The sequence below is a fragment of the Flavobacterium sp. genome (assembly GCF_035292545.1).
Lineage (GTDB): Bacteria > Bacteroidota > Bacteroidia > Flavobacteriales > Flavobacteriaceae > Flavobacterium.
On record NZ_DATDPV010000002.1, the window covers coordinates 40,796 to 63,150 of the forward strand.

Consider the following 22,355-nt stretch of genomic DNA (forward strand, 5'->3'; position numbering starts at 1 on the left):
AAAATAGTTTTCATAAGTTTTTTTTAAAGCTTATCGAAAAAGTTAATCTATTGATTTTACCACTGCTTTCTCCGCTTCTTTACGGGTTCCGTCAAAACCATCCACGCCTGAAACGGTGGTATATTTCAATACGTATTTTTTTCCTGGATTCATTCTTTGATACACGCTTTGAACCATTAAAGTGGCTTCGTGAAAACCACAGAGAATCAGTTTTAATTTTCCTGGATAGGTATTTACATCGCCAATGGCATAAATTCCCGGTATATTGGTTTGATAATCCAATGCATTATCGACTTTGATGGCATTTTTTTCGATTTCTAATCCCCAGTTTGCGATAGGTCCCAATTTTGGAGTTAATCCAAAAAGCGGAATAAAATAATCGGTGGGCACGTTCATACGCGCACCATTGATTTCGACATCAACAGACTCTATTCTTTCAGAACCTTTAAAGCCTATCACTTCACCGGGCGTGATTAATTTGATTTTGCCTGATGCTTTTAATTCCTGTACTTTTTCTACAGAATCCAATGCGCCACGGAATTCGTTTCTTCTGTGAATTAAGGTCACTTCAGAAGCTACATTAGCCAGGAAAACACTCCAGTCTAAAGCTGAATCTCCGCCGCCTGAAATCACGACTCTTTTATCTCTGAATTTTTCCGGGTCTTTAATAAAATATTCTACGCCTCTATTCTCTTTTTCATAGAATTCTATGTCTTTTAGAATAGGCTTTCTTGGTTCGAAACTCCCCAAGCCTCCTGCAATTGCAATGGCTTTGGCATGGTGTCTCGTTCCTTTATTGGAGGTAACTATAAACGTTTCGTCTTCTAATCTTTCTATTTTTTCGGCTACTTCGTTAAGGGTAAAGCCGGGTTGGAATTGTTTGATTTGTTCCATTAGGTTGGTCACCAAATCGCCCGCTAATACGGAAGGGAATCCGGGAATATCGAAAATAGGTTTTTTGGGATACAATTCGGTTAACTGTCCGCCGGGTTGTGGTAAACCATCGATGATGTGGCATTTTAATTTTAAAAGTCCTGCTTCAAAAACAGTAAAAAGCCCCGTAGGACCTGCGCCAATGATTAGTATATCTGTTTCAATCATTTTTTTAAGTTCAAAGTTGTAAAATTTCTGAAGTTCAAAGGTCTTGAAACTGCAGTCCTTTTTTTATGACATTTATCAGTTTAAAACAATTAAAGTTGTTTTGACCGATATGGCGTTTGCGTGAGGGATTGCAGTGGAAATCCTGCCGATTTTTCATCGGGAGATTGCAACGGAAAGCCCGACCCAGCTTTTTCAGCTGGGTCACGCCCTGATTATTTATAATATATTGACTACGGTTTCGATTTGTGGAGCGAACTTTTTGATGGTGGTTTCCACGCCTGCTTTGAGTGTCATTTGGTTTACGCTACAGCTGATGCAAGCGCCTTCGAGACGAACTTTGACATGCTTACCATCTTCAATCGAGATTAAAGTGATGTCACCTCCGTCGGAATTCAGAAACGGTCTGATTTCTTCGAGTGCTTTTTGTACGTTCTCTAATAATTCTTCTGTTGTCATAATATTATTTTTTTACTGCTGAACAACCCGCCATTGTTGTAATTTTAATGGCTTCGGTGGCAGGTAAACTTTCATTTCTGTTTACTACTTCCTGAACGATATTTTGCGTGATGGTTTCGAATACACTTTCGATAACCGAACCGGTTTGCATCGCTGCAGGACGTCCGTAATCGCCGGCTTCACGGATGGACTGTACGATTGGCACTTCCCCAAGAAATGGTACATTTAAATCTTCGGCTAAGTTTTTGGCACCTTCTTTTCCGAAGATGTAATATTTGTTGTTTGGCAATTCTTCGGGTGTGAAGTACGCCATATTTTCGATGATTCCGAGAACGGGAACATTGATGTTGTCTTGCATGAACATGGAAACTCCTTTCTTGGCATCGGCCAAAGCTACTGCTTGTGGTGTACTCACGATAACAGCGCCGGTGATTGGCAGCGATTGCATGATAGATAGGTGAATATCGCCTGTTCCTGGCGGTAAATCGATTAGCATGAAGTCTAGTTCTCCCCAATCGGCATCAAAAATCATTTGGTTCAACGCTTTGGAAGCCATTGGACCTCTCCAGATTACGGCTTGACTTGGTGCGGTAAAGAATCCGATGGATAATATTTTTACTTCGTAGCTTTCTACAGGTTTCATTTTTGACTTTCCGTTCACTTCAACTGAGATCGGTTTTTCGCTTTCGACATCGAACATGATCGGCATCGAAGGTCCGTAGATATCAGCATCCAGAACACCAACGGAGAAACCCATTTTGGCTAAAGTCACCGCTAGATTTGCGGTAACGGTAGATTTTCCTACGCCTCCTTTTCCTGAAGCTACGGCAATGATGTTTCTCATTCCTGGAATAGCTTTCCCTTTGATTTCGTTCGGATTCTCTTTGGCTTCTATTTTGATATTGACTTTGACTTTGGCATCAGGAGAAACCAAATCGTGAATGGTTTTTTTGATGTCTTCTTCGGCACGTTTTTTAATATGCATTGCCGGTGTGTGTAATACTAAATCGACTACTGCCTCATCTCCAAAAGTAACTACATTGGTAACGGCTCCGCTTTCGACCATGTTTTTTCCTTCTCCGGCTATAGTAATCGTTTCTAAAGCTTTAAGAATATCTTTTCTATCTAATTTCATTGTGAGTGTGCTGTTTTTAAGATACCGGTTTCCCGTTTTATTGTTATCTTTATTTAAACTGATTTTAGATTACAAATATACTATGAAAAGTTCTTATTATAAAGATTTTGGATTGGATTTATTGATGTTGTAATTGGTTATGGCTATTTAATAATTCTGAGAATTCGATAAAAGATCACTTTTAAACATAAAAAGACTAAATTCGTAATTCACATTCATCAGCATTGGTTATGGGATTAAGTTTTCATTTTAAAGGCGCTTTAAAAAATCCTCTCTCATTAAAAAAAATGATTGAAGAAGTGACCGATATTGCGCAAACCAACCTGTGGAGCCACCATATTTTTGAAGATCAGTTTCCAAACGATGTTTTTACTATTGAACCTAATTACAATACTGTTTACGGCATTTGTTTCAGTCCACCCAATTGCGAAGTGGTTTGCCTGACTTTCCTTTCTAATGGAAAGCTGAGTCCCTTTTGGGAGATTGAACAACCAAAGATTCCGAAAAATGATTTAAACGAGGATTATCTGTCCGTAAAAACCCAGTTTGCCGGTCCGGAAATCCACAAACAGCTGATGGTGTTTTTTGATTATATCAACAAAAAATATTTGGAGAATTTTGATTTAAACGACGAAGGCAATTATTGGGAATCAAAAAACGAGCAATTGCTCGAAGACACTTTTACGAAATACAGCAATTTTATTGAAGGTTTTGATAGTTTACTGGAGAACATTCCCATTGGAGAAAATGAATCTATCGAGGACTATCTGTTGCGAATTGCCGAAATGAATCGTAAGAAAAACGATGAAAATGAAAGCGATAATGGAGATTAACAGGGCATCATATAATAATAAAAGAGCACATTAAAAAAGTGCTCTTTAAATTGAATAAAAAAACTAATCATTAATATTGCAAAAACAAATTAAAATTAATGGCAACATTGTCATTAAGTGCGACAATGCCTAATAACTTTTTGGGTGATTTTAAATTAAAATCTTTGATATTGATTTTTAATATTCCTTTTACATTAAGCTTTTTTTGGTCAAAAGTAACAGGTACTGCGTATTGTTTTTTTACTCCTGCAATTTCAACACAAATTTTTGCTGTAATTTCGTTTTTATTGGTCACTAATTCTTCCAGATCAATATCAATATGGGAATAATCGTCTGCTTTTAATATTTTTTTGAAATCCTTGGTAATCATTTTATGTCTGCAATCAAAACCTTTACTTTCTATCGCGATTTTCGCACCGTCAAAAAGTATTTTTGCATTACTTCTTGTTATAGTAACCGAAATTTCATCTTCGATACAATCTGAATCATATTTACATTCAAAAGAATTGACATTTGATTTACCTTTAATGGTTACCTCACTTTTAGATGTAATTTTAACTTTGGTTTTAATGGGATTAAGACCAAAACTTAAAAGGACGAAAACTAATATTATAATGCTAACTACTCTCATGGCTTTTTATAAAAGAGAAAGACTTTCGCCTTTCTCTTCATTTATTCATTACTTAAAAACTGATAACGGCTTCAAACATCACTCCATTGAAACTTCCTCCATATAAATCATTTGGATTTCCGTTGGTAAATTGACTGTAATCTTCATAATTTTGATTAACGTAGGCTACTTTAGCTAAAATGTTTTTGGTCATAAACCAACCCAATCCGGTTTCAAGTCTGTTTACAGTTACCTCTTCAGCATCGGCATTTCTTAGTTTTCCTGTTACCACATTGTATTTTGCTCCAACATAAAAGCTTTCATTTTTACCGAATCTGTACAATACATCTCCAACGTATTGGTTTACTGAACGTGATTCATCAATACCTTTTGCATCTCCTCCTGAAGTAAATTCTAAAGTACCAAAGAACTCAAATCCTTTAAATTTCACAAACGGGTTAATCATATAAGAAGTCGCCCAGTTTCCGTATCCTGGATTGAATCTACCGGTGTCTTTGTTTGCAGCCGGATCAAAATTGTCAGCTACTGCGCCAGAAGCTCCAGTATATGCAGCGTGAGACATCACACCATAAAAACGGCTTCCTGCTCTGTCAGAAGTGTACAAGTTTGAACTAGAATTTGAAGTGTGGTATAAAGACCCTGTAATTCTCACTCTCAAATCTTTATCAATTTGTTTATCGTATCCTAATTTAGCCAAAATAGTTGGGCTAATGGTAGTGTTTTGATCTGGAGCAGCTACAGTAGGAGTTGCCTGAACTATTTCTTTAACATTTTGGTTTAATTTTGAATTGGTTACTCCTAACATACTTACAAAACCGCTTCTGTTATAATAAACTTCAGCTCCCATTTCTGTGATGAATGCATCCATGATGTTATTTCCAATAAATGGATTTGTTAAAGCATTTCCATTGTCTGATCTTCTAAAATGGGCATCACCATAGTTGTTTTCCATTTGTCCAATTTTAATAGTAGCATATTTCATAATGCCTGACATGAAATCCTTTTTTATAAAGTCCAACTTGTCAATTTGTAAATATCCTCCTTTAACCCATGTTTCATTATGGTGTCGTGATGCTAGGTAAAGATCTAAATTTACACGAACGCCATCATACAACTGAGCTCCAATGGTTAAATTCGCTGTAGGCAAATTGAAATTATTTTCCAGATTATTTAATCTATAGTTTGCAATTGGCGCTGCTAAATTCTCTTGATTATTATATGATTTTACGCCTTGAAATTGCAATGCGAAAGCAGCACCCAAATCTACACTAATCCCTTTGTATTCTACCGAGTCTTTTTTTACATCAAATTGATTAATTCCGTTTTGATCTCTTGAAATTTGGTTCTGTATATGCCCAAAGGTATTTTGAGCATTAACCGCTACCATACTTAATAAAGCAGCAGTTATAAGATAAATTCTTTTCATATTAATTGATTATTTTAGTTATTATTTTGTTTGATTTTATTCTTGTTAGTTATATGTTACTTTAAAATCTACCGTTACTATCGCTCCGGTTTTTATGGTGCCCATTAAGGCTTTTGGAGGTTTAATGTTATAGTGCGTCATATCAATTTTTGTTTTTCCGGAAAAAATTGTTCTTCTTCCTGACACTTTAACCTCAAAAGTTTGATTTATTCTTTTTGTCACGCCAGATACGGTTAAATCGCCTTTAGTGTCCACTGTATAATTGTTTTCAGAGGTTTTAGTGATTTTTGTAACATTTATCAACTTAAAATTTATTGTTTTATACGTTTTGCTTTTTAAAGCTTTAAAAGTGTTTGCATCCATGCCTTTTCTACCGCTTATCAATTGCTCTGCCTCAACTGCAAAATCCAAACTTTTAATTGCTTTTAAATCTCCCGATTCAATCTTAACAACGGACTTCCCGCTCATTGCTTTGGCTTCAATTTCCCAATCATGAACATTTGAGGTTCCTAAAACTGTTAATTTACTTTCTGCCAGCACAACTTTAGACTCTTGAGCTTTTAATGTATAGATTGAAGAAAATAATAGCAGGAATACCAAAAAAATGTTGCGATTTATTTTTAACTTTTTCATTTTGTTCTGTTTTAATTATAGGACAAATTACGGGCAAAAATAAAGCGAACAACATGACATATATCAGGTATATAAATAAAAGATAGAAAATTTTATGAAGAAAAAACGGGCGAAAACGTTGTAGTTCTAAAGGAAAAGTTTAAAAAACAAGTTTAAATTTTAATGAGTAAATGTTTTTTTTTGCAACAGAAAAATTAAGATCTGAATACAAAATCCATTACTGAATACTTTTCGGTTCCCAAAAATGCTTTTCAAAATCCATAATCTGATTATCGACTACTTCAATTCCTTCGCTTTCGAGTAATTGTTGCATCAAATTCGTCCCGTCGAAATGGTGTTTACCAGTAAGCAAGCCTTTTCTGTTCACGACACGATGGGCAGGAATATCTTCGCTATTGTGCGATGCATTCATGGCCCAACCGACCATTCTGGCAGAACGGGCAGCTCCAAGATGTTTGGCAATGGCGCCATAGGTGGTGATTTTTCCGTAGGGAATTTGTCGCGCGACAGCATAGACTCTTTCAAAAAAGTTATCGTTTGGTTCTGCCATTTTAGTTTAAAACCAATACGGTCTGAGGAGTTTAAAAAGAGTAATCAACGAAACCAATCCGGTAATGGAACCAATAATATAATTCCCGTTATTCATCAGAAAAGAGGATTTCCCTTCTTGTTTTTTGAAAAATAAAATATATAGGTAAAACACTGAAAAAGAACCTAAAACCACTCCTGAAACAAAGGTAAAAACGAATGATTTACTAAAAGAAAAATAACCGTAAGAAGACAAAGTGATGCTTATAAAAGCATAATAAGGAATTGGGAATAAATTCAACGCTGAAAGCAGCATTCCGAGAAAAAAACGATTGGTTTTACTTCTTATTTTGAGTTCTTCCTTTGGGATTTTTGGTTTTCCGGCCGTCCAAAAAAAGTAAACGGTCAACAGACTAAAAATAACCAATCCGATTTCCTGAAGGATATTAATGACATTCGGGGTCCTGTCTATAAATTCCGCAAATAATAAGGCTAAAATAGTTTGAAAAAAAACAATAACAGTCGCTCCAATGGCAAAAGAAATCGCTTCATTTCTTCCGTCTTTCAAGCTCACTTTGGCTGCCGTCATATTAATTAACCCTGGTGGCGTGATGCCAACAGCAGCTGTTAAAAAACCCAAAAATAACGGCAAAGTGAAAACCATTCTATTTTATTTTGAAACGAATATACGTAATTGCTTTGTTAATTTCCAAATATTGTTTCTCATAAAACGTCTGAATAGCAGTTACTTCCTCCGGAGAACCTTCGTTTACATACACATTATGATTGGCATACAATACTTCGTGACCTTCGCCATGAAGCAATCCCAAAGTATATCCGTGCATGAATTCGCTGTCGGTTTTCAGGTTCATCACCCCATCCGGTTTCAGGATTTTTTTATATAATTGCAAAAACTCGGAATTCGTCATTCGGTGTTTCGTGCGTTTGTATTTAATTTGCGGATCCGGAAACGTAATCCAAATTTCATCGACCTCATTTTCACTAAAAATATGATTGATCAATTCGATTTGCGTGCGAATAAAAGCCACATTATGCAAACCGGTATCAACCGCCGTTTTAGCACCACGCCAAAAACGGGCCCCTTTAATATCAATTCCTACAAAATTTTTGTTCGGATATTTTTCGGCCAGACCAACGGAATATTCTCCTTTTCCACAACCCAACTCCAAAACTAACGGATTGTCATTTTTGAAAAAATCTGAATTCCATTTCCCTTTCAAAGGAAATAAATCACCCACCACTTCTTCTCTCGTTGGTTGAAAAACGTTTTCAAATGTCTCGTTTTCCCTGAACCTTTTTAATTTATTTTTACTTCCCACGACGTTTCTTAATATTTTGGCAAAATTAAGGAAATATAAATGATTTGAAATGTTTTTATCTTTACATTCTGAAAAGCATAATTTAGGAACAGCATTTCCGGCTTTTTTAGCCATGCAATTCCTGCTGTACATTGCAATCCACGCAAAAAAGCGTGGGATTTCCATTGCCATCAGGGTTGGCTAACCAATCATTTGAATATCAATTAATTTTGGGAGAAACAAAAAAAAACATACTCATCACACCGTTAAATTGGGGCTTAGGCCACGCCACGCGCTGTATTCCGATTATTCGAGAGCTCGAAAATAACGGATTTACGCCCATTATTGCTTCCGACGGAATTGCTTTGGAGATGCTACGCAAAGAATTTCCGCATCTTCAAACCCTGGAATTGCCTTCGTACCAAATTGAATATGCAAAAAACGGCGCCCTTTTCAAATGGAAAATGATTCAGAATAGTCCAAAAATGATCCGGGCCATTCTCCAGGAAAAAAAAATCGTTTCGAAATGGATTGAGGAATATACCCTTAAAGGAATTATTTCAGACAACCGTCTGGGCGTGTTCAGTAAAAAGGTTCCGTCCGTTTTTATCACCCACCAACTGAATGTTTTAACCGGAAATACTTCCTGGATTACCAGTAAACTCCATCAGAATATCATTAAAAAATATACAGAATGTTGGGTTCCAGATGTGGCCGGAACACCAAATCTAACCGGAAAGTTAGGGCATCTTGATAATCCTTATCTCAAAATAAAATACATCGGACCATTAAGCCGACTGCAAAAAAAATTAGTTCCTAAAAAATACGACTTACTCGTAATGCTTTCCGGACCCGAACCTCAACGCGGCATTTTGGAAGACCGATTAAAAACCGAAGCAGCCCGATTTAAAGGTCAAGTGATTTTCATCAAAGGAAAAGTAGAATCCGAACAAAAAACGGAAATCATCGAAAATGTCACTTACTATAATTTCATGAATTCATCAGAACTGGAACAGGCTTTTAACGAAAGTGAACTCGTGCTTAGCCGTTCGGGCTACACCACCATTATGGATTTGGCACAATTGAGAAAAAAAGCCTTTTTCATCCCGACTCCCGGGCAATACGAACAGGAATATCTGGCAAAAAAATTAAAAAGAGAAGGTTTGGTTCCCTTTGCAAAACAAGACAATTTCAAAATTGAAAACCTGCTTGAAACAGAATTATACCGAGGTTTGCAAACTTTTAATAATAATGTGGATTGGGAAAATCTATTTCTTATTTTTAAATAACAATTTGTGGTCATAAAAAAACTGGCTTTCACTTCTTAATCAGAAACAAAAGCCAGTTTAAAAATTTATTTATAGAACTATTTCTTATCCAAATTTTTCTCGTGTTTGATTATTTTAGCATTAATCATAAAATAGACCGATTCGGCTATATTCGTGCAATGCTCTCCCATTCTTTCCAAATGTTTCAAAACCATAATAAGATTAGTCCCTGAAACCACTGATTTGGAATTGTCTTTCATTTCGCCAATGATATTTTGAATGGCGGCTTCCCCTTTCAGCTTAATGCTGCTGTTCAAACCAAAAATTTCTCCTATCGCCTTTTCATCCAAAGTCTGAAAGCAAAGATTTGTCTTTATTACAATGGATTCTACTTCTTTGGCTATTTCTGTAATATTAAATTTGGCTATTAATTCGTGTTTCGCATTAATATTTTTCGATAATTTTATCACGCTCATTGCCAAATCTCCAATTCGTTCTATCTCATTGCTCATTTGCATGGCAGACATGATAAATCTTAAATCCGAGGCCACCGGCTGTTGCAAAGCAAAAACACCCTGACAGATATCTTCGATTTTTACATCCAATTTATCGATTTTACTTTCCGTTTTCTTTACTTCTTTCTTTTCGGAAATAGGCTCGGAAAGCAACACGCCCATTGCTTCAAAAACTTGGTTTTCTGCAAGATTGCTTATTTTTATAATTGCGCTTTTAAGCTTCGCTAATTCTGTTTCTAATTGTGATGCCATTTTTTTAATTTAAAGATTAGAATATTTTGAAATTGAAAAAATTATCCAAATCTACCTGTTATATAATCTTCCGTTTGTTTTTGTGCCGGTTTTGTAAATATAGTCTTTGTTTTATCATATTCAATCAATTCGCCCATATAGAAAAAAGCGGTAGTATCGCTCACACGACCCGCTTGTTGCATGTTGTGCGTTACAATGACGATGGTATATTTATTTTTTAATTCGAAAATCAGCTCTTCAATTTTGGAGGTAGAAATCGGATCCAAAGCAGAAGTAGGCTCATCCATCAACAATATAGAAGGCTGAATCGCCAACGCACGTGCAATACACAAACGTTGTTGTTGCCCACCTGAAAGTTCAAAAGCCGACTTCTTCAGTTTGTCTTTTACTTCTCCCCAAAGCGCCACTTGTTCTATAGAAGTAATTACGCGTTCTTCGATGATCTTTTTATCGGTAATTCCGTTTACTTTTAGGCCATAAGCCACATTTTCAAAAATGGATTTTGGAAACGGATTTGGTTTTTGAAATACCATACCCACATTTTTACGCAAATCATCCACATTGGTGTTTTTGTCATAAATATCCTGACCGTCAATCAAAATTGAACCACTTAAATGCGTATTATCAATCAAATCATTCATCCGATTCAGCAAACGCAGGTAAGTCGATTTCCCGCAACCTGAAGGCCCGATTAATGCCGTAACCGTATTCTCTTTCATAGACAGCGAAACATTATGCAAAGCCTGACTTTCCCCGTAATAAAAATTGATATCTTTTGATTCTATTTTGTTCATGCTAATTCATTTTTACTTTTTTTCCAAAATATTTACGAAGTGAATTCGCCAATAAATTAGAAATTAATACGATTATAATTAAAATAAGTGCCGTTCCGTAAGCCATTGCCCGAGACGCTTCTATATTTGTTCCACTGGTTGAAATCACATACAAATGATACGGTAACGCCATCGCCTGATCGAAAATCGAAGTGGGTAATTTTGGTAAAAAATAAGCCGCAACGGTAAATAAAATAGGGGCTGTTTCTCCGGAAACTCTTCCTATAGAAAGGATTAATCCTGTAATAACATTTGGAAACGCAATAGGAAAAACTACCTTACTGGTGGTTTGCCATTTACTTGCGCCTAAACCTAAACTGGCTTGCCTGAAGGTATCATCAACTGACTTCAATGATTCTTCGGTTGTTCTGATTACCACTGGCAAAACCAACAATCCTAAGGTTAAAGACCCCGCCAAAAGGGAATCTCCAAATTCAAGTTTATTAACAAACAACGCCATACCGAAAAGTCCAAATACTATCGATGGAACTCCGGCCAGATTGTTGGTCATTTGTTTGATGATTTTTTTCATCCAGCCATCTTTTACATATTCATTCATGTAAATAGCGGCCAAAACACCTACTGGAAAGGCAAAAATCATACTGCCAAAAACCAGACAAAGGGTTCCTACGATTGCAGGAAAAATTCCTCCTTGGGTCATCCCCTCTTTTGGCATTTCTGAAATAAACTCCCAACTGATAACGCCAATTCCTTTTATTACTATGAAAGCCAATATTACAAATAAGAGCCCCACTACGGCATAGCTGGTGAATTGAAATAGTCCAAAAGCAATTTTTTGGTTTCTTCTTTTTTGTTTTGCTAAACGAATTTCTTTAGTCATCATTTAATGTTTTTTATGAGATCCTCTGTTGGTGACCAATTCCACCAACATATTTATGCAGAACGTGATTAGGAATAAAATACATCCCAAAGCAAACAACGATTGATAATGCAATCCGCCATTTGCAGCTTCGCCCAATTCGGCCGCAATGGTAGCGGGAATGGTTCTTAACGGAGCTAAAAGGGTATGTGGAATTATGGCAGCATTACCCGTTACCATCAAAACTGCCATCGTTTCACCGATAGCGCGACCAATTCCTAAGATGGCTCCTGCTGTTATTCCGGAAGCAGAATAAGGTATGGTTACTTTATAAATCGTTTGCCAATGGCTCGCGCCCAAAGCTAAACTGGCTTCTTTCATAGCGCGTGGCGTGGTGCGCATCGCATCTTCTGAAATGGTGATAATCGTTGGCAATGCCATGATTGCCAAAACAATGCTTCCTGCTAAACCTGTTTCTCCGACAGGCAATCCGAAAACACTTTGAATTAAAGGTACGATAACCACTAAGCCAAAAAAACCATAGACCACCGATGGAATACCTGCCAATAACTCGATGAGCGGTTTTAAAATATTACGGGTTCTTTTTCGGGCTATTTCACTCAAATAGATGGCTGCTGCCAAACCAATGGGCAATGCTATTAATATTGCTCCAAAACTCACCCACAGCGTACCGTAAATTAATGCCTTAACGCCCATTTGCGCAATAGGCTGTGCAGTTGGAAACCATTCTTCTCCGGAAAGAAATTCGAAAATTTTAATTTTATTGATTTCCAATTCTTTTCCATGAAAGTTTTTGGCTTTGTATTTATCTGAAAAGAACGCAATTACGCCAGGGGTTTTTGAAACATACTCATCAATTTTCGCTGGGAAATGTTCGAAGTTTTCTCCCAGCTCCTCATCGGAATAAAACTCGGTAATATCTTCGGTTCTAAATAAAACGATGGGTTCGTCTTTTCCGCCTAACTGTTTCCAATTGGTGATTTTTTGATCGAAAATATCCTTTACTTGGGAAGGCTCTAATTTTTTTATTGGATTGGTCGAATGTACTGCCAATAAAAAACCTTCTTCAATAGGCTTTTTGGTAAAAACTCCTGCGCCTTCAATAAATAGAAAAAAAACAATCAGAACAACGGTAATACTGGTAGCGGCGCTACTTAGCATCAATATTGTTTCTATTATTTTTTCTTTTATTTTTTTAAAATTTGTTTTCAAATCTATAGTTTATTTAGCAGCAAAAGTACATGAGCCTTGTATTCCGAATGTGTTTTATACATTAACCTTATGTTAATTTAAAGTTAAGTATAAAAGTACGCAAATCGTTTCTGCTTTCTGTAAAAAAAAATATGAAAATGAAATAACAAAAAAGGCTGCCTAAAACAGACAGCCTTTTGTAACTTAAAAATAAACTTTATTATAATGGTACGTAACCCACTTCAGAAACAATTTTTTGACCTTCTGGAGACAAAGCAAAATCTACAACCGCTTTTACTTTTGCAGCATTTACTTTATCAAAAATATAGAACAATGGTCTTGAAATTGGATAAGTTTTATCTTTTGCAGAAGCTACACTTGGAGCAACAAAAGTTTTCCCTTGGTCGTAAGAAACAGAAAGTTTTTTTACTTCTTTAGTTTCATAAGCCAGTCCAACATATCCGATAGCTCCTTTTGTCTGGCTTACCGCCTGAACAATAGCTCCTGTTGCTGGCATACTCAAGATATCAGCAGCATAATTTTTTTTATCCAATACTTCTTCTTTAAAGAACTCATAAGTTCCAGAAGAAGATTCTCTTGAATACGCTACAATTTTAGCATCTTCGCCACCAACTTCTTTCCAGTTTTTGATTTGTCCTGTATAGATTTTTTCTAATTGCTCACGTGTTAACTGGCCTACTTTGTTAGCAGGATTAACAATAACCGCTAAGGCATCAAAGGCAATTGTCACTGTTTCGATATCTTTTTTTGCTTCAGAAAATTTTAATTTTTCTTCCGTTTTCAAATCTCTGGAAGCCATCGCGATATCGGTAGTTCCATCTAATAGCGCCGTAATACCAACTCCGGTTCCTCCTCCTACAATAGTCACACTAACATCAGAATTGGTTTTCATCATTTCCTCAGCCTCTTTTTGTGCTAATGGCAAAACGGTATCACTTCCTTTGATTGTAACAGAAATAGCAGCTGCTTTGTCTTCAGTTCCTTTATCTTCGTTTTTTGCTTTACCACAACTTAACAAACCTATTAAAGGTAAGATTAAGAATAATTTTGTTTTGGTCATTTTATAGGTTTTTAAATTTTGTACAAAAATACATACTCTGTATTAACAATATGTTAAGCCAACATTATACTATGTTTATGATATTATAATCTTGTTGGTTAATTATTAAAAATTGAACTGGGCTTGTAATCTTAATAAATTACCTTGCTGTCTATTATTTGGAAGCGCACTGTCTTCAAAAGTTCTGTCGGCAATTACCCATGTCGCTACTAATTCAAATGCTTTAATAGGCTGCCATTCTATTCCAAGTTCATAATCTCTTACCGTATAACTTCTGGCGTCTTTCTCAAATTTTTTCCCTCCGTCATAATATTGAAATTTAGCAAACGGATAAATCAATTGATGTTTTGGTAAATCTAATTTATAATTTAGGGTTACATAACCTCCTTCTAAATCAGAAACGTCAACAGTATTAGTCACTTTATTATAACGAGGTCCTTTCCCGATATTGTATTCGGCCTGAACCCCAAATGGTTTTGGATAAAGTACGAAAGAAGCAGCAACCCTTTGATCTTTTGTATATTGCTTGTCCGCAGTAGTTACTCCTGTAGAAAGTTCATTTGTAAAAGCCCATTTCCCAGTATAAGCTTGTAGTCCCGGCTCTATGATTTGACTTCCAATTACAAAAGGATAACTTACTCTTGCTACCACATGTAAGTTTTTGTTCGCTTCCGATTTGTTGGCAGTTTGCCCATTATAAACCCCAAACCCAAATACACCGTAATCTCCGGTACCTTTATACCCATCTTTTACCAACATTGCAAAACGATCTCTGATTTTGCTTGGAGCCCAGTAAAAAAATGCTCCTAAATCTCTTTCGTTTAAAACGCCGCTATTCAAAGCATCATTACGATCTAAAGTTAATCTATTTTGACTTGATTGTAAATTTTCAAATCCAAAAGGCACTTTACTTTGTCCTACTCTTACGCGATATTCTTTTTTAGAATCAAAAGACAAATCAAAATATGCATCTCTGATTTGAGCAAAATTATTAACTCCTGATGTTGGCGAACTTGCAAAATCCGGTTGGATGTAAAAATACACATTGGGATGAATTTGACCGGAAAACACGATACGGGCTCTTCTTAAGAAAAGGCCATTATTCGATTCTGCATCAACAGCTGTAGATGTTGTTCCCCAAGATTTATCACATTGGTCGCAAGAAACTTTATCATTAGAAGAAAATAAGCCGTTGTATCTCACCTGAACATAACCTCTTATGCTGATTTTATCATACCACTGTTCTTTTTTTTCTTTAGTTTTTTCTTGGACTTTCTTGATGGAATCCATAACCTGAACTATAGACTTAGTAAGTTCCTCTTTACTGGTAGTGGTAACTGTTTGTGTAGCATTTTCCGTTTTTTTGGAATTGTCTACAACTGGAGTAACTTGTGCAGATGCTTGATTTGCTACAAATATACTTGCGATAATTAATAATACTTTTTTCACGATTAGCTGTTGTTTGTTTAGTGCAACAAAGGTGATTGCGTAATGTTAACTAAACATTACGCAAGTGTTAAATAATAAACTAATGTTAATATAACGTTATAAACAAATCATACTTCATTGTTTATTAACGCATTATAAAGATATGCTTTTTATATCAAACAACAATCTTTACGTCATTTTAAAAAATAATCAAACTTTAAAATGACATTTGACTTTATATTTATTTACCGGATTTACTAGCTTTTTCGAGGGTAAAAGAAAATTCAGATCCAATTCCGAATTTACTGTTGACATAAATTTTCTCGTTGTGTGCTTCGATAATGTGTTTTACGATGGACAATCCTAAACCGGAACCGCCTTCGGTTCTTGCGCCACTTTTATCGACTCGGTAAAAACGTTCAAAAAGCCTCGGAATATTTCGTTTCTCAATCCCTTCACCATTATCGGTTATTCGAACGATGACTTTATCATCCGTCAAATTTTCGATACTTACTTCTGTCGAACCTTTTAGTTTTCCGTATTTAATTGAATTTACGATAAGGTTCATCACTACCTGCTGGATTTTTTCCTGATCGCCAACAACCATAATGGGTTTGTTGTATTTCATATCAAACATCAAAAGGATATCCTTTTTTGAGGCTTTCATTTCGAGTAAATCAAAGACATTCTGGATTAGTTTTACGATATCGAATTTAGCTATCTCTAAGTTTAAATCTCCGATTTCGAGTTTGGTAATCATGTCTAAATCCTGGACAATATATATGAGTCGTTCTACGCCTTTTTCGGCACGTTCTAAATATTTTTTTCGGATTGTTTTGTCATTCATCGCTCCGTCAAGCAGTGTGGATAAATAGCCCTGAACGGTAAAAAGCGGGGTTTTTAATTCATGGGAAACGTTACCCAGAAACTCTCTTCGGTATTCTTCACGGACTTTTAGCGTTTCTATTTCCAGTTTTTTATCGGTGGCAAATTTCTTTACCTCAAGGGTAAGCGTAGCCATATCGGTAGTTATGGGTTGATTCCTGAACGTGCTGGATTCTAATAATGAAACGTCATCGTAGATTTTTTTTACTTTCTGATAAATGAAACGCTCCACTCGATATTGTATGACAAAAAAAGAAAAGAAACCGATAGACAGCGCAAAAACCAAGCAAAATAAAATGGAAAATGTAAAAAACAAATAGGTTAAAACACCCACTAATCCTGTAGAAAAAAAGGTGATGTAGAGGGCTGATTTTACAGCAAATTTGTATGTTTTTTTATAAATTATCGCCATTTATACTTCAAACTTATATCCGACTCCTTTGATGGTTTTGAATAAATCTTCTCCTATTTTTTCCCGTAATTTCCTGATGTGAACGTCTATGGTTCTACCGCCAACAACAACGTCATTGCCCCAAACTTTATCCAGAATTTCTTCTCTTTTGAATACTTTACCCGGTTTTGAAGCCAACAAATAGAACAATTCGAATTCTTTTCTTGGCAAAACAATTTCGATACTGTCTTTTACGATTTTATATTCTTCACGGTTGATCTCTATTCCGCCCACGTTAAGCGTTTCGGAATTTTGTTTCTCCTCCTGTTTCAATCGGCGCAATAAAGCTTTGACTTTACTAACCAATAATTTTGGTTTTATTGGTTTTGCAATATAATCATCCGCACCGGCATCAAAACCGGCCACTTGCGAATAATCTTCATTTCTTGCCGTCAGGAACGTAATGATAACATTGCTCAGTTCCGGAATTTTTCGGATGTTTTCACAGGCTTCCATTCCGTCCATTTCTGGCATCATGACATCCATAATAATAAGCTGCGGCAATTCTTTTTTGGCTTTAGCGATCGCTTCTTTGCCATTTACGGCAGTAACAATTTGATACCCTTCCTGAGAGAGATTGTATCCGACAATTTCCAGAATATCCGGTTCGTCATCTACCAATAAAATCTTAATGTCTTTTTTCTTCATAATAGCAAAATTGTCTGTTTATTTCATTGGATTTTAATTGTTAAATGTATCCGATGATTTTCAATTGCGATTGTAAATGTAAAGATAAAACAATCTGATAAAACGTGTTAACGGTAATTTAATATGTTAACGATTTCGTAATAATTAGCATACTAAATAGTAACAGGCAAGTAACTTCAACTTTACAAAACGGCCATTACTTTGCAAAAAATAAAACACAACTAATAATGAAATTTAGACTATTATTTATCACACTATTTATTTGTTCAGTTGCTTTGGCACAAAACAAAGGTACGATATCTGGAGTTCTTACTGACAAAGATTCAAATAACGCTACATTACCATTTGCCAACGCCATGATCAAAGGAACCGCTACGGGAACTACAACTGACGAAAATGGAAACTACGCCATAAACTTAAATCCCGGAGATTATGTTATCGAATTTAGCTTTTTAGGTTATGAAAATGTCGAAGTTCCTTTTACCATTATTGCAGGAGAAACTATTACCATTAATAAAACATTAGGTTCCGGAAGTTACAAACTCGAAGATGTGGTTATAAAAGCCTCATCAAGCCGGGAAAAAGAAACAGCTTTATTACTCGATCAAAAACAAGCAGTCGAGATCAAACAAAGTATTGGAGCGCAGGAAATGTCTCGAAAAGGAATTAGCGATGTGGAAGAAGGATTGACAAAAATCAGCGGAATCACGAAAGTGGAATCCCGAGGATTATTTGTCAGAGGATTAGAAGACCGATACAACAATTTACTGATTAATGGTTTACAAGCGCCTTCTAACAGTCCATTTAAGAAAATAATTCCTTTGGATCTATTTCCGACTGATATCGTAGGGGTTTTGAATGTTTATAAGACATTTAACCCAAACATTTCAGGTGATTTTGCAGGAGCCACTGTAAATATTGAAACCGCCCAGGCAAAAGGAAGCCTGACAAAACTGAATGTTGGTTTTGGATATACCACCAACAATAATGGTGAAGATTTTTTAATATCCAGTGATGCCAATACTACGCAAGGATTCTTTGGATTGGTTGGAGATGAAAGAAAATTGCCTGCTGTATTTGGGAATGCTCCTTCTGGAAGAAAACTTACTTCTACTGAATCTAAAGAGGCTTTCAAGGACAATTCCTGGAATGTTGACAAATCTTCAAGCCCCATTAATTCGAGTATTGGGTTTTTACATACCGAAAAATTCAATTTAAAAAATGAGAGCAGTGTCAATTATCTTTTATCGTTGAATGCGGATAACAAATACACTATCCGCGAAGGAGTAGACCGGACTTTTAATCAGGGTCAGGGAAACTATGACAATAATTTATACAAAACACAATACAACTATCAAACGGCTACGTCTGCCTTGTTAGGTGTAAAATACAAAGCAAAAAGAGCAAATATTGGCTTTAACACATTTTACCTTCGTTCTACAGAAAGCAGAATTCAGGATCAATTGGGGTACACCAACAGTTTGACAAATAATCCAAACATGCTTATCCGTTTAAATCAGTTTGAGCAATCCGATTATTTCAATACTCAATTATTTGGTGATTATTCTTTAACGGAAGATGGAAAACACACTATAAAAGCCGGCGGGTCATTCGTAAAAACTACATTCCAACAACCGGACAGAAAATTCATCATCGGGAACAAAGTGAGCGATACTGAAATCTCCACGACTTATGGTGGTAATAATTTAAACCGTCAATACCTTGATGTAAAAGGAAATTATTATGTTTCGGGTTTGTTAGAATACAATTGGAAATTTGGCAAAGAAATTGACGGAAAATCAAATAAATTGTCCGTAGGTTACAATACTTTCAGAAATGATCTTTCCTCTACTTATCGTTTCTTGTCTGGAAAACCTCTTTTTCAAGTTCCTTTTACAACCACATTAAATACTATTGACACACAAATTTCAAGTGATGTCGAAAACGGAATACTGGCTTTCCAGGAAGAATCAAATGCGGATTACAAGGTGAAACTGAATCAATTTGTAAATGCCGGTTACTTCAATTTGTTTTGGAACTTCGGAGAATCTTTGGAAGTAAATGCAGGCGTTAGGGCAGAAAATTCTAATCGGGTGATGAAATATCGACCTATCTCTCTGTCCATCGGCGATCCTTATGTAAAGAGAAATGATGATAAATTAAACATTTTACCTTCTGCGAACATCAAATATGAATTGAATGAAAAAAGCAACATTCGTTTTGCCGCTTCAAACACGATTACAAGACCAATTACCATGGAATTACTTCCAAACCAATATGTAAATGCTGATGGAACTGTAGAGTCGGGAAATAAGGATTTGAAAGATTCAGAAAACATAAATATTGATTTAAAATATGAGTTATTTCCAAATAACAAAGAGTTAATTGCAGTTGGTTTATTCGGAAAAAAACTAAAAAATCCAATTGAACGAATTTTTATTCCAACAGCCAGTAGTGGCGGACAAATTACCACTTATCAAAATTCAAAAGAAGCGATTCTTTTTGGCGCGGAGTTAGAATTTCTTTTACAATTAAGCAGAATTCACCAATCCTTATCTAATTTTTCATTGGGTTTAAATACTTCTTTAATGAAAACTGATGTTAATGTTGATTTAGTTCAAAATCCATTAGAAAATAATTCAAGCAGAAAACTCCAGGGAGCTTCAGCATGGTTATTCAACTCGGACTTAAAATATGACTTTGAATTCAACGAAATTATGAAAAATTCCATATCATTAGTTTATGGTGTGTATGGTGATCGAATTTTCGCCGTCGGAACAGCCGGATTAGATCATATCTATGAAAAACAATTCAACAAACTGGATTTTGTATGGTCAAGCAGAATCTCTGAAAACCTGGATTTGAAGTTTTCGGCAGACAATCTCCTGAACCCAGCCTACAAACTGGAACTTGGTAAAGAAAGTTCTCAGCCTATTACCGAAAGCTCACTAGTACTAAAAGAATATAAAAAAGGAGTTGGTTTCTCTTTAAACCTTTCATACACTTTTTAATAAAAAACAATCAATCTGAAAGGAGCCTTTAAAAGGCTCTTTTTTTGTTTCCTAAGTAACGTAAAATTTACATATAATTTATTCTTATATAATGTTTTAGTAATATTTAGATAACCAGAAAATTGAACTCCAGACGTACTTTTGATAAAACAAATTAAAACAATAACACAATGAAAAAATTAGTATTTAGTTTAGGTCTTTTGAGTTTAGCTTTCACCGGTTGTACTACTGATGACGATGAAAACACAACTCCAATAGTACCTGTAGTTGGAGAAATCACAGGAGATATTACAGCAAACAAAACTTATGCTTTTGGCACTTATACATTAAAAGGAATTGTAAAAATCAAATCAGGGGCAACAGTAACTTTCGATGCCGGATCAATTATTACTGCAGATGTAACTAGTGGTGTAGATGCATTAGTAGTAGAAAACGGCGGGAAATTAATCATAAACGGAACTGCTGCTGAGCCAGTGGTATTCACAGAAATATCAAGTACTCCAGGTTCTTGGGGAGGTATTATTATGTATGGTGACGCACCAATTGTTGGAGCAGCAGGCGTAACAACAGCAACCTCTGAAGACGGTCTTAACTTACCTTACGGAGGAACAAATGCAACCCACAACGGAGGTTCTTTAAAATATGTAAAAGTACAATATGCCGGTAAAAAAATTACTGACGGAACAAGTGAAATGAATGGATTTTCATTCTACTCAGTAGGTTCTGGTACCGTTTTAGAAAATTTAGTTTCTTACAAAGGTGCTGATGATGGATTTGAATTTTACGGCGGAACTGTAAGCGCAAGAAACTTAATCTCTTACGGGAATTATGATGATTCTTTTGACTGGCAAGATGGATGGAGAGGTCAAAACAACTCTAACTGGTATGCCTACCAAACAGGAACCGGAAATTTCGGAATGGAGATTGAGGCTAAAAGTGTAAACAATTCCTTTTTTCCTATTGTTTCTAACATCACATTAAAAAGAGCCGCTGGTACACTTACTGAAAATGCATCAGTTGAATATGATGCCATCCAGTTCAAGAAACAAGGAAATGGAGAGTACACTAATATTTTAATTGATGGTTATACAACAAGCGGTGCGGTAGCAGTTAGAATTCAAGATGCCTTGACAAACACCGATCAGGTAAATGGTAATAAATTAAAACTGACAAACGTTAAAATCAATGGCGGAACTACTGACATTGGTACCGGAAGTTCTTCGTTTACTGTTTCTTTTCCTGCTGGTCAATTTACAACTAATTCAACAGCTGCTGGCGCTTCTTTAACTACCGGAGCTTGGTCAACTGTTGGGACTACCAACCTAATACAATAATTTTATTAGAGATTACAGATTATAATTTTTATTTTAAAACACTTCTCCTCCGAGAGGTGTTTTTTTTTGGCATACTATTTGAAATATTTTTTATATCTTTACCTAACATTTTTCACTGATGGCAAAAAACTACTTTTATATTATCGCTTTCTTGTTTTGTTTTCTTTCTTTCAGTGCTTCAGCACAGGAAAACAAACCGCAATCTAAAAACCAAGACAACCCTATCGAAGGCTTGAGTTTTTACCCAAACCCTGTGAGTAATGGCAAAATCTACATTAATTCTAAATTATCTTTAGACAAAGAAATCACGATTTTTGACGTCTTGGGGAAAAAAGTCCTTCAAACGCTTTTAAACTCCAGAGAACTAAATGTTTCTGCACTTTCCCCTGGTGTTTATATCATTAAAATCAGAGAAGGCGAAGCTACCGCCACTAGAAAACTAATAATCAAATAGTTGACAATTACACTATTTGATTAATTTAATGTTTTTTTTACATTGATTTTTTCTTACAAAGAAAAATACTACTATCTTTGTGTTTATTAAAAAATCAAATC

General features: G+C 35.6%; 22 protein-coding genes. 5 read left to right on the forward strand and 17 right to left on the reverse strand.

Features of this window, described 5'->3' with window-relative positions; genetic code table 11:
* Positions 1–42: 42 nt before the first annotated feature.
* The 3 genes from VI621_RS00330 to VI621_RS00340 form a co-directional block, all read right to left on the reverse strand.
* Entirely contained in the window at positions 43–1,101 is a 1,059-nt protein-coding gene (locus VI621_RS00330; RefSeq protein ID WP_324216396.1) for an NAD(P)/FAD-dependent oxidoreductase, read from the reverse strand.
* A gap of 216 nt (positions 1,102–1,317) precedes the next feature.
* A complete protein-coding gene (locus VI621_RS00335; protein ID WP_324216397.1) occupies positions 1,318–1,557 on the reverse strand; it encodes a NifU family protein in 240 nt (79 codons plus the stop codon).
* 4 nt (positions 1,558–1,561) lie between these two features.
* Complete coding sequence (locus VI621_RS00340; protein WP_324216398.1) at positions 1,562–2,692, reverse strand: Mrp/NBP35 family ATP-binding protein; 1,131 nt, start codon at positions 2,690–2,692, stop codon at positions 1,562–1,564.
* A gap of 287 nt (positions 2,693–2,979) precedes the next feature.
* Here VI621_RS00340 and VI621_RS00345 point away from each other — a divergent pair, with 287 nt between their 5' ends.
* Entirely contained in the window at positions 2,980–3,525 is a 546-nt protein-coding gene (locus VI621_RS00345) for a hypothetical protein (RefSeq protein WP_324216399.1), read from the forward strand.
* Positions 3,526–3,595: 70 nt separating this feature from the next.
* Here VI621_RS00345 and VI621_RS00350 read toward each other — a convergent pair whose 3' ends face one another.
* From VI621_RS00350 to trmB, 6 genes are all read right to left on the reverse strand, one after another.
* Positions 3,596–4,156 carry a YceI family protein gene (locus VI621_RS00350; RefSeq protein ID WP_324216400.1) on the reverse strand — a complete coding sequence of 187 codons (561 nt, stop codon included), beginning with the start codon at positions 4,154–4,156 and terminating at the stop codon, positions 3,596–3,598.
* Positions 4,157–4,208: 52 nt separating this feature from the next.
* Positions 4,209–5,582, reverse strand: a complete 1,374-nt coding sequence (locus VI621_RS00355; protein ID WP_324216401.1) for a hypothetical protein — start codon at positions 5,580–5,582, stop codon at positions 4,209–4,211.
* 45 nt (positions 5,583–5,627) lie between these two features.
* The gene (locus VI621_RS00360) at positions 5,628–6,215 is read right to left on the reverse strand and encodes a YceI family protein (RefSeq protein ID WP_324216402.1); all 588 of its coding nucleotides are present in this window, start codon (positions 6,213–6,215) and stop codon (positions 5,628–5,630) included.
* Between the two features lie 217 nt (positions 6,216–6,432).
* Positions 6,433–6,765, reverse strand: coding sequence for an MGMT family protein (locus VI621_RS00365; RefSeq protein ID WP_324216403.1), 333 nt, complete (start codon positions 6,763–6,765; stop codon positions 6,433–6,435).
* Positions 6,766–6,771: 6 nt separating this feature from the next.
* The gene (locus tag VI621_RS00370) at positions 6,772–7,407 is read right to left on the reverse strand and encodes a LysE family transporter (RefSeq protein ID WP_324216404.1); all 636 of its coding nucleotides are present in this window, start codon (positions 7,405–7,407) and stop codon (positions 6,772–6,774) included.
* 1 nt (position 7,408) lies between these two features.
* A complete protein-coding gene (gene trmB / locus VI621_RS00375; protein WP_324216431.1) occupies positions 7,409–8,083 on the reverse strand; it encodes a tRNA (guanosine(46)-N7)-methyltransferase TrmB in 675 nt (224 codons plus the stop codon).
* Positions 8,084–8,292: 209 nt separating this feature from the next.
* Between trmB and VI621_RS00380 the strand changes: the two genes are divergently transcribed.
* Complete coding sequence (locus tag VI621_RS00380; protein WP_324216405.1) at positions 8,293–9,351, forward strand: glycosyltransferase; 1,059 nt, start codon at positions 8,293–8,295, stop codon at positions 9,349–9,351.
* 77 nt (positions 9,352–9,428) lie between these two features.
* Here the strand turns inward: VI621_RS00380 and phoU are convergent, their stop codons facing one another.
* The 8 genes from phoU to VI621_RS00420 all read right to left on the reverse strand — a co-directional run bounded on the left by phoU (position 9,429) and on the right by VI621_RS00420 (position 17,455).
* Entirely contained in the window at positions 9,429–10,097 is a 669-nt protein-coding gene (gene phoU / locus VI621_RS00385; protein WP_324216406.1) for a phosphate signaling complex protein PhoU, read from the reverse strand.
* 41 nt (positions 10,098–10,138) lie between these two features.
* Positions 10,139–10,891: a phosphate ABC transporter ATP-binding protein PstB gene (gene pstB / locus VI621_RS00390; protein ID WP_324216407.1), complete on the reverse strand. Its 753-nt coding sequence runs from the start codon at positions 10,889–10,891 to the stop codon at positions 10,139–10,141.
* A 1-nt stretch (position 10,892) separates the two neighbouring features.
* Positions 10,893–11,774 carry a phosphate ABC transporter permease PstA gene (gene pstA, locus VI621_RS00395; protein WP_324216408.1) on the reverse strand — a complete coding sequence of 294 codons (882 nt, stop codon included), beginning with the start codon at positions 11,772–11,774 and terminating at the stop codon, positions 10,893–10,895.
* Positions 11,775–12,932: a phosphate ABC transporter permease subunit PstC gene (gene pstC, locus VI621_RS00400; protein WP_324216409.1), complete on the reverse strand. Its 1,158-nt coding sequence runs from the start codon at positions 12,930–12,932 to the stop codon at positions 11,775–11,777.
* 250 nt (positions 12,933–13,182) lie between these two features.
* Positions 13,183–14,043 (reverse strand): phosphate ABC transporter substrate-binding protein, encoded by an 861-nt coding sequence (locus VI621_RS00405; protein WP_324216410.1) that lies wholly within the window; start codon positions 14,041–14,043, stop codon positions 13,183–13,185.
* A 105-nt stretch (positions 14,044–14,148) separates the two neighbouring features.
* A complete protein-coding gene (locus VI621_RS00410) occupies positions 14,149–15,333 on the reverse strand; it encodes a porin (protein ID WP_324216432.1) in 1,185 nt (394 codons plus the stop codon).
* 379 nt (positions 15,334–15,712) lie between these two features.
* The gene (locus tag VI621_RS00415) at positions 15,713–16,768 is read right to left on the reverse strand and encodes a sensor histidine kinase (RefSeq protein ID WP_324216411.1); all 1,056 of its coding nucleotides are present in this window, start codon (positions 16,766–16,768) and stop codon (positions 15,713–15,715) included.
* Positions 16,769–17,455, reverse strand: coding sequence for a response regulator transcription factor (locus tag VI621_RS00420; RefSeq protein WP_324216412.1), 687 nt, complete (start codon positions 17,453–17,455; stop codon positions 16,769–16,771).
* A 227-nt stretch (positions 17,456–17,682) separates the two neighbouring features.
* Here VI621_RS00420 and VI621_RS00425 point away from each other — a divergent pair, with 227 nt between their 5' ends.
* From VI621_RS00425 to VI621_RS00435, 3 genes are all read left to right on the forward strand, one after another.
* Positions 17,683–20,466, forward strand: a complete 2,784-nt coding sequence (locus tag VI621_RS00425; RefSeq protein ID WP_324216413.1) for a TonB-dependent receptor — start codon at positions 17,683–17,685, stop codon at positions 20,464–20,466.
* A 170-nt stretch (positions 20,467–20,636) separates the two neighbouring features.
* Positions 20,637–21,800 carry a hypothetical protein gene (locus tag VI621_RS00430; protein ID WP_324216414.1) on the forward strand — a complete coding sequence of 388 codons (1,164 nt, stop codon included), beginning with the start codon at positions 20,637–20,639 and terminating at the stop codon, positions 21,798–21,800.
* Between the two features lie 118 nt (positions 21,801–21,918).
* Positions 21,919–22,254 (forward strand): T9SS type A sorting domain-containing protein, encoded by a 336-nt coding sequence (locus tag VI621_RS00435; protein WP_324216415.1) that lies wholly within the window; start codon positions 21,919–21,921, stop codon positions 22,252–22,254.
* Positions 22,255–22,355 lie beyond the last annotated feature (101 nt).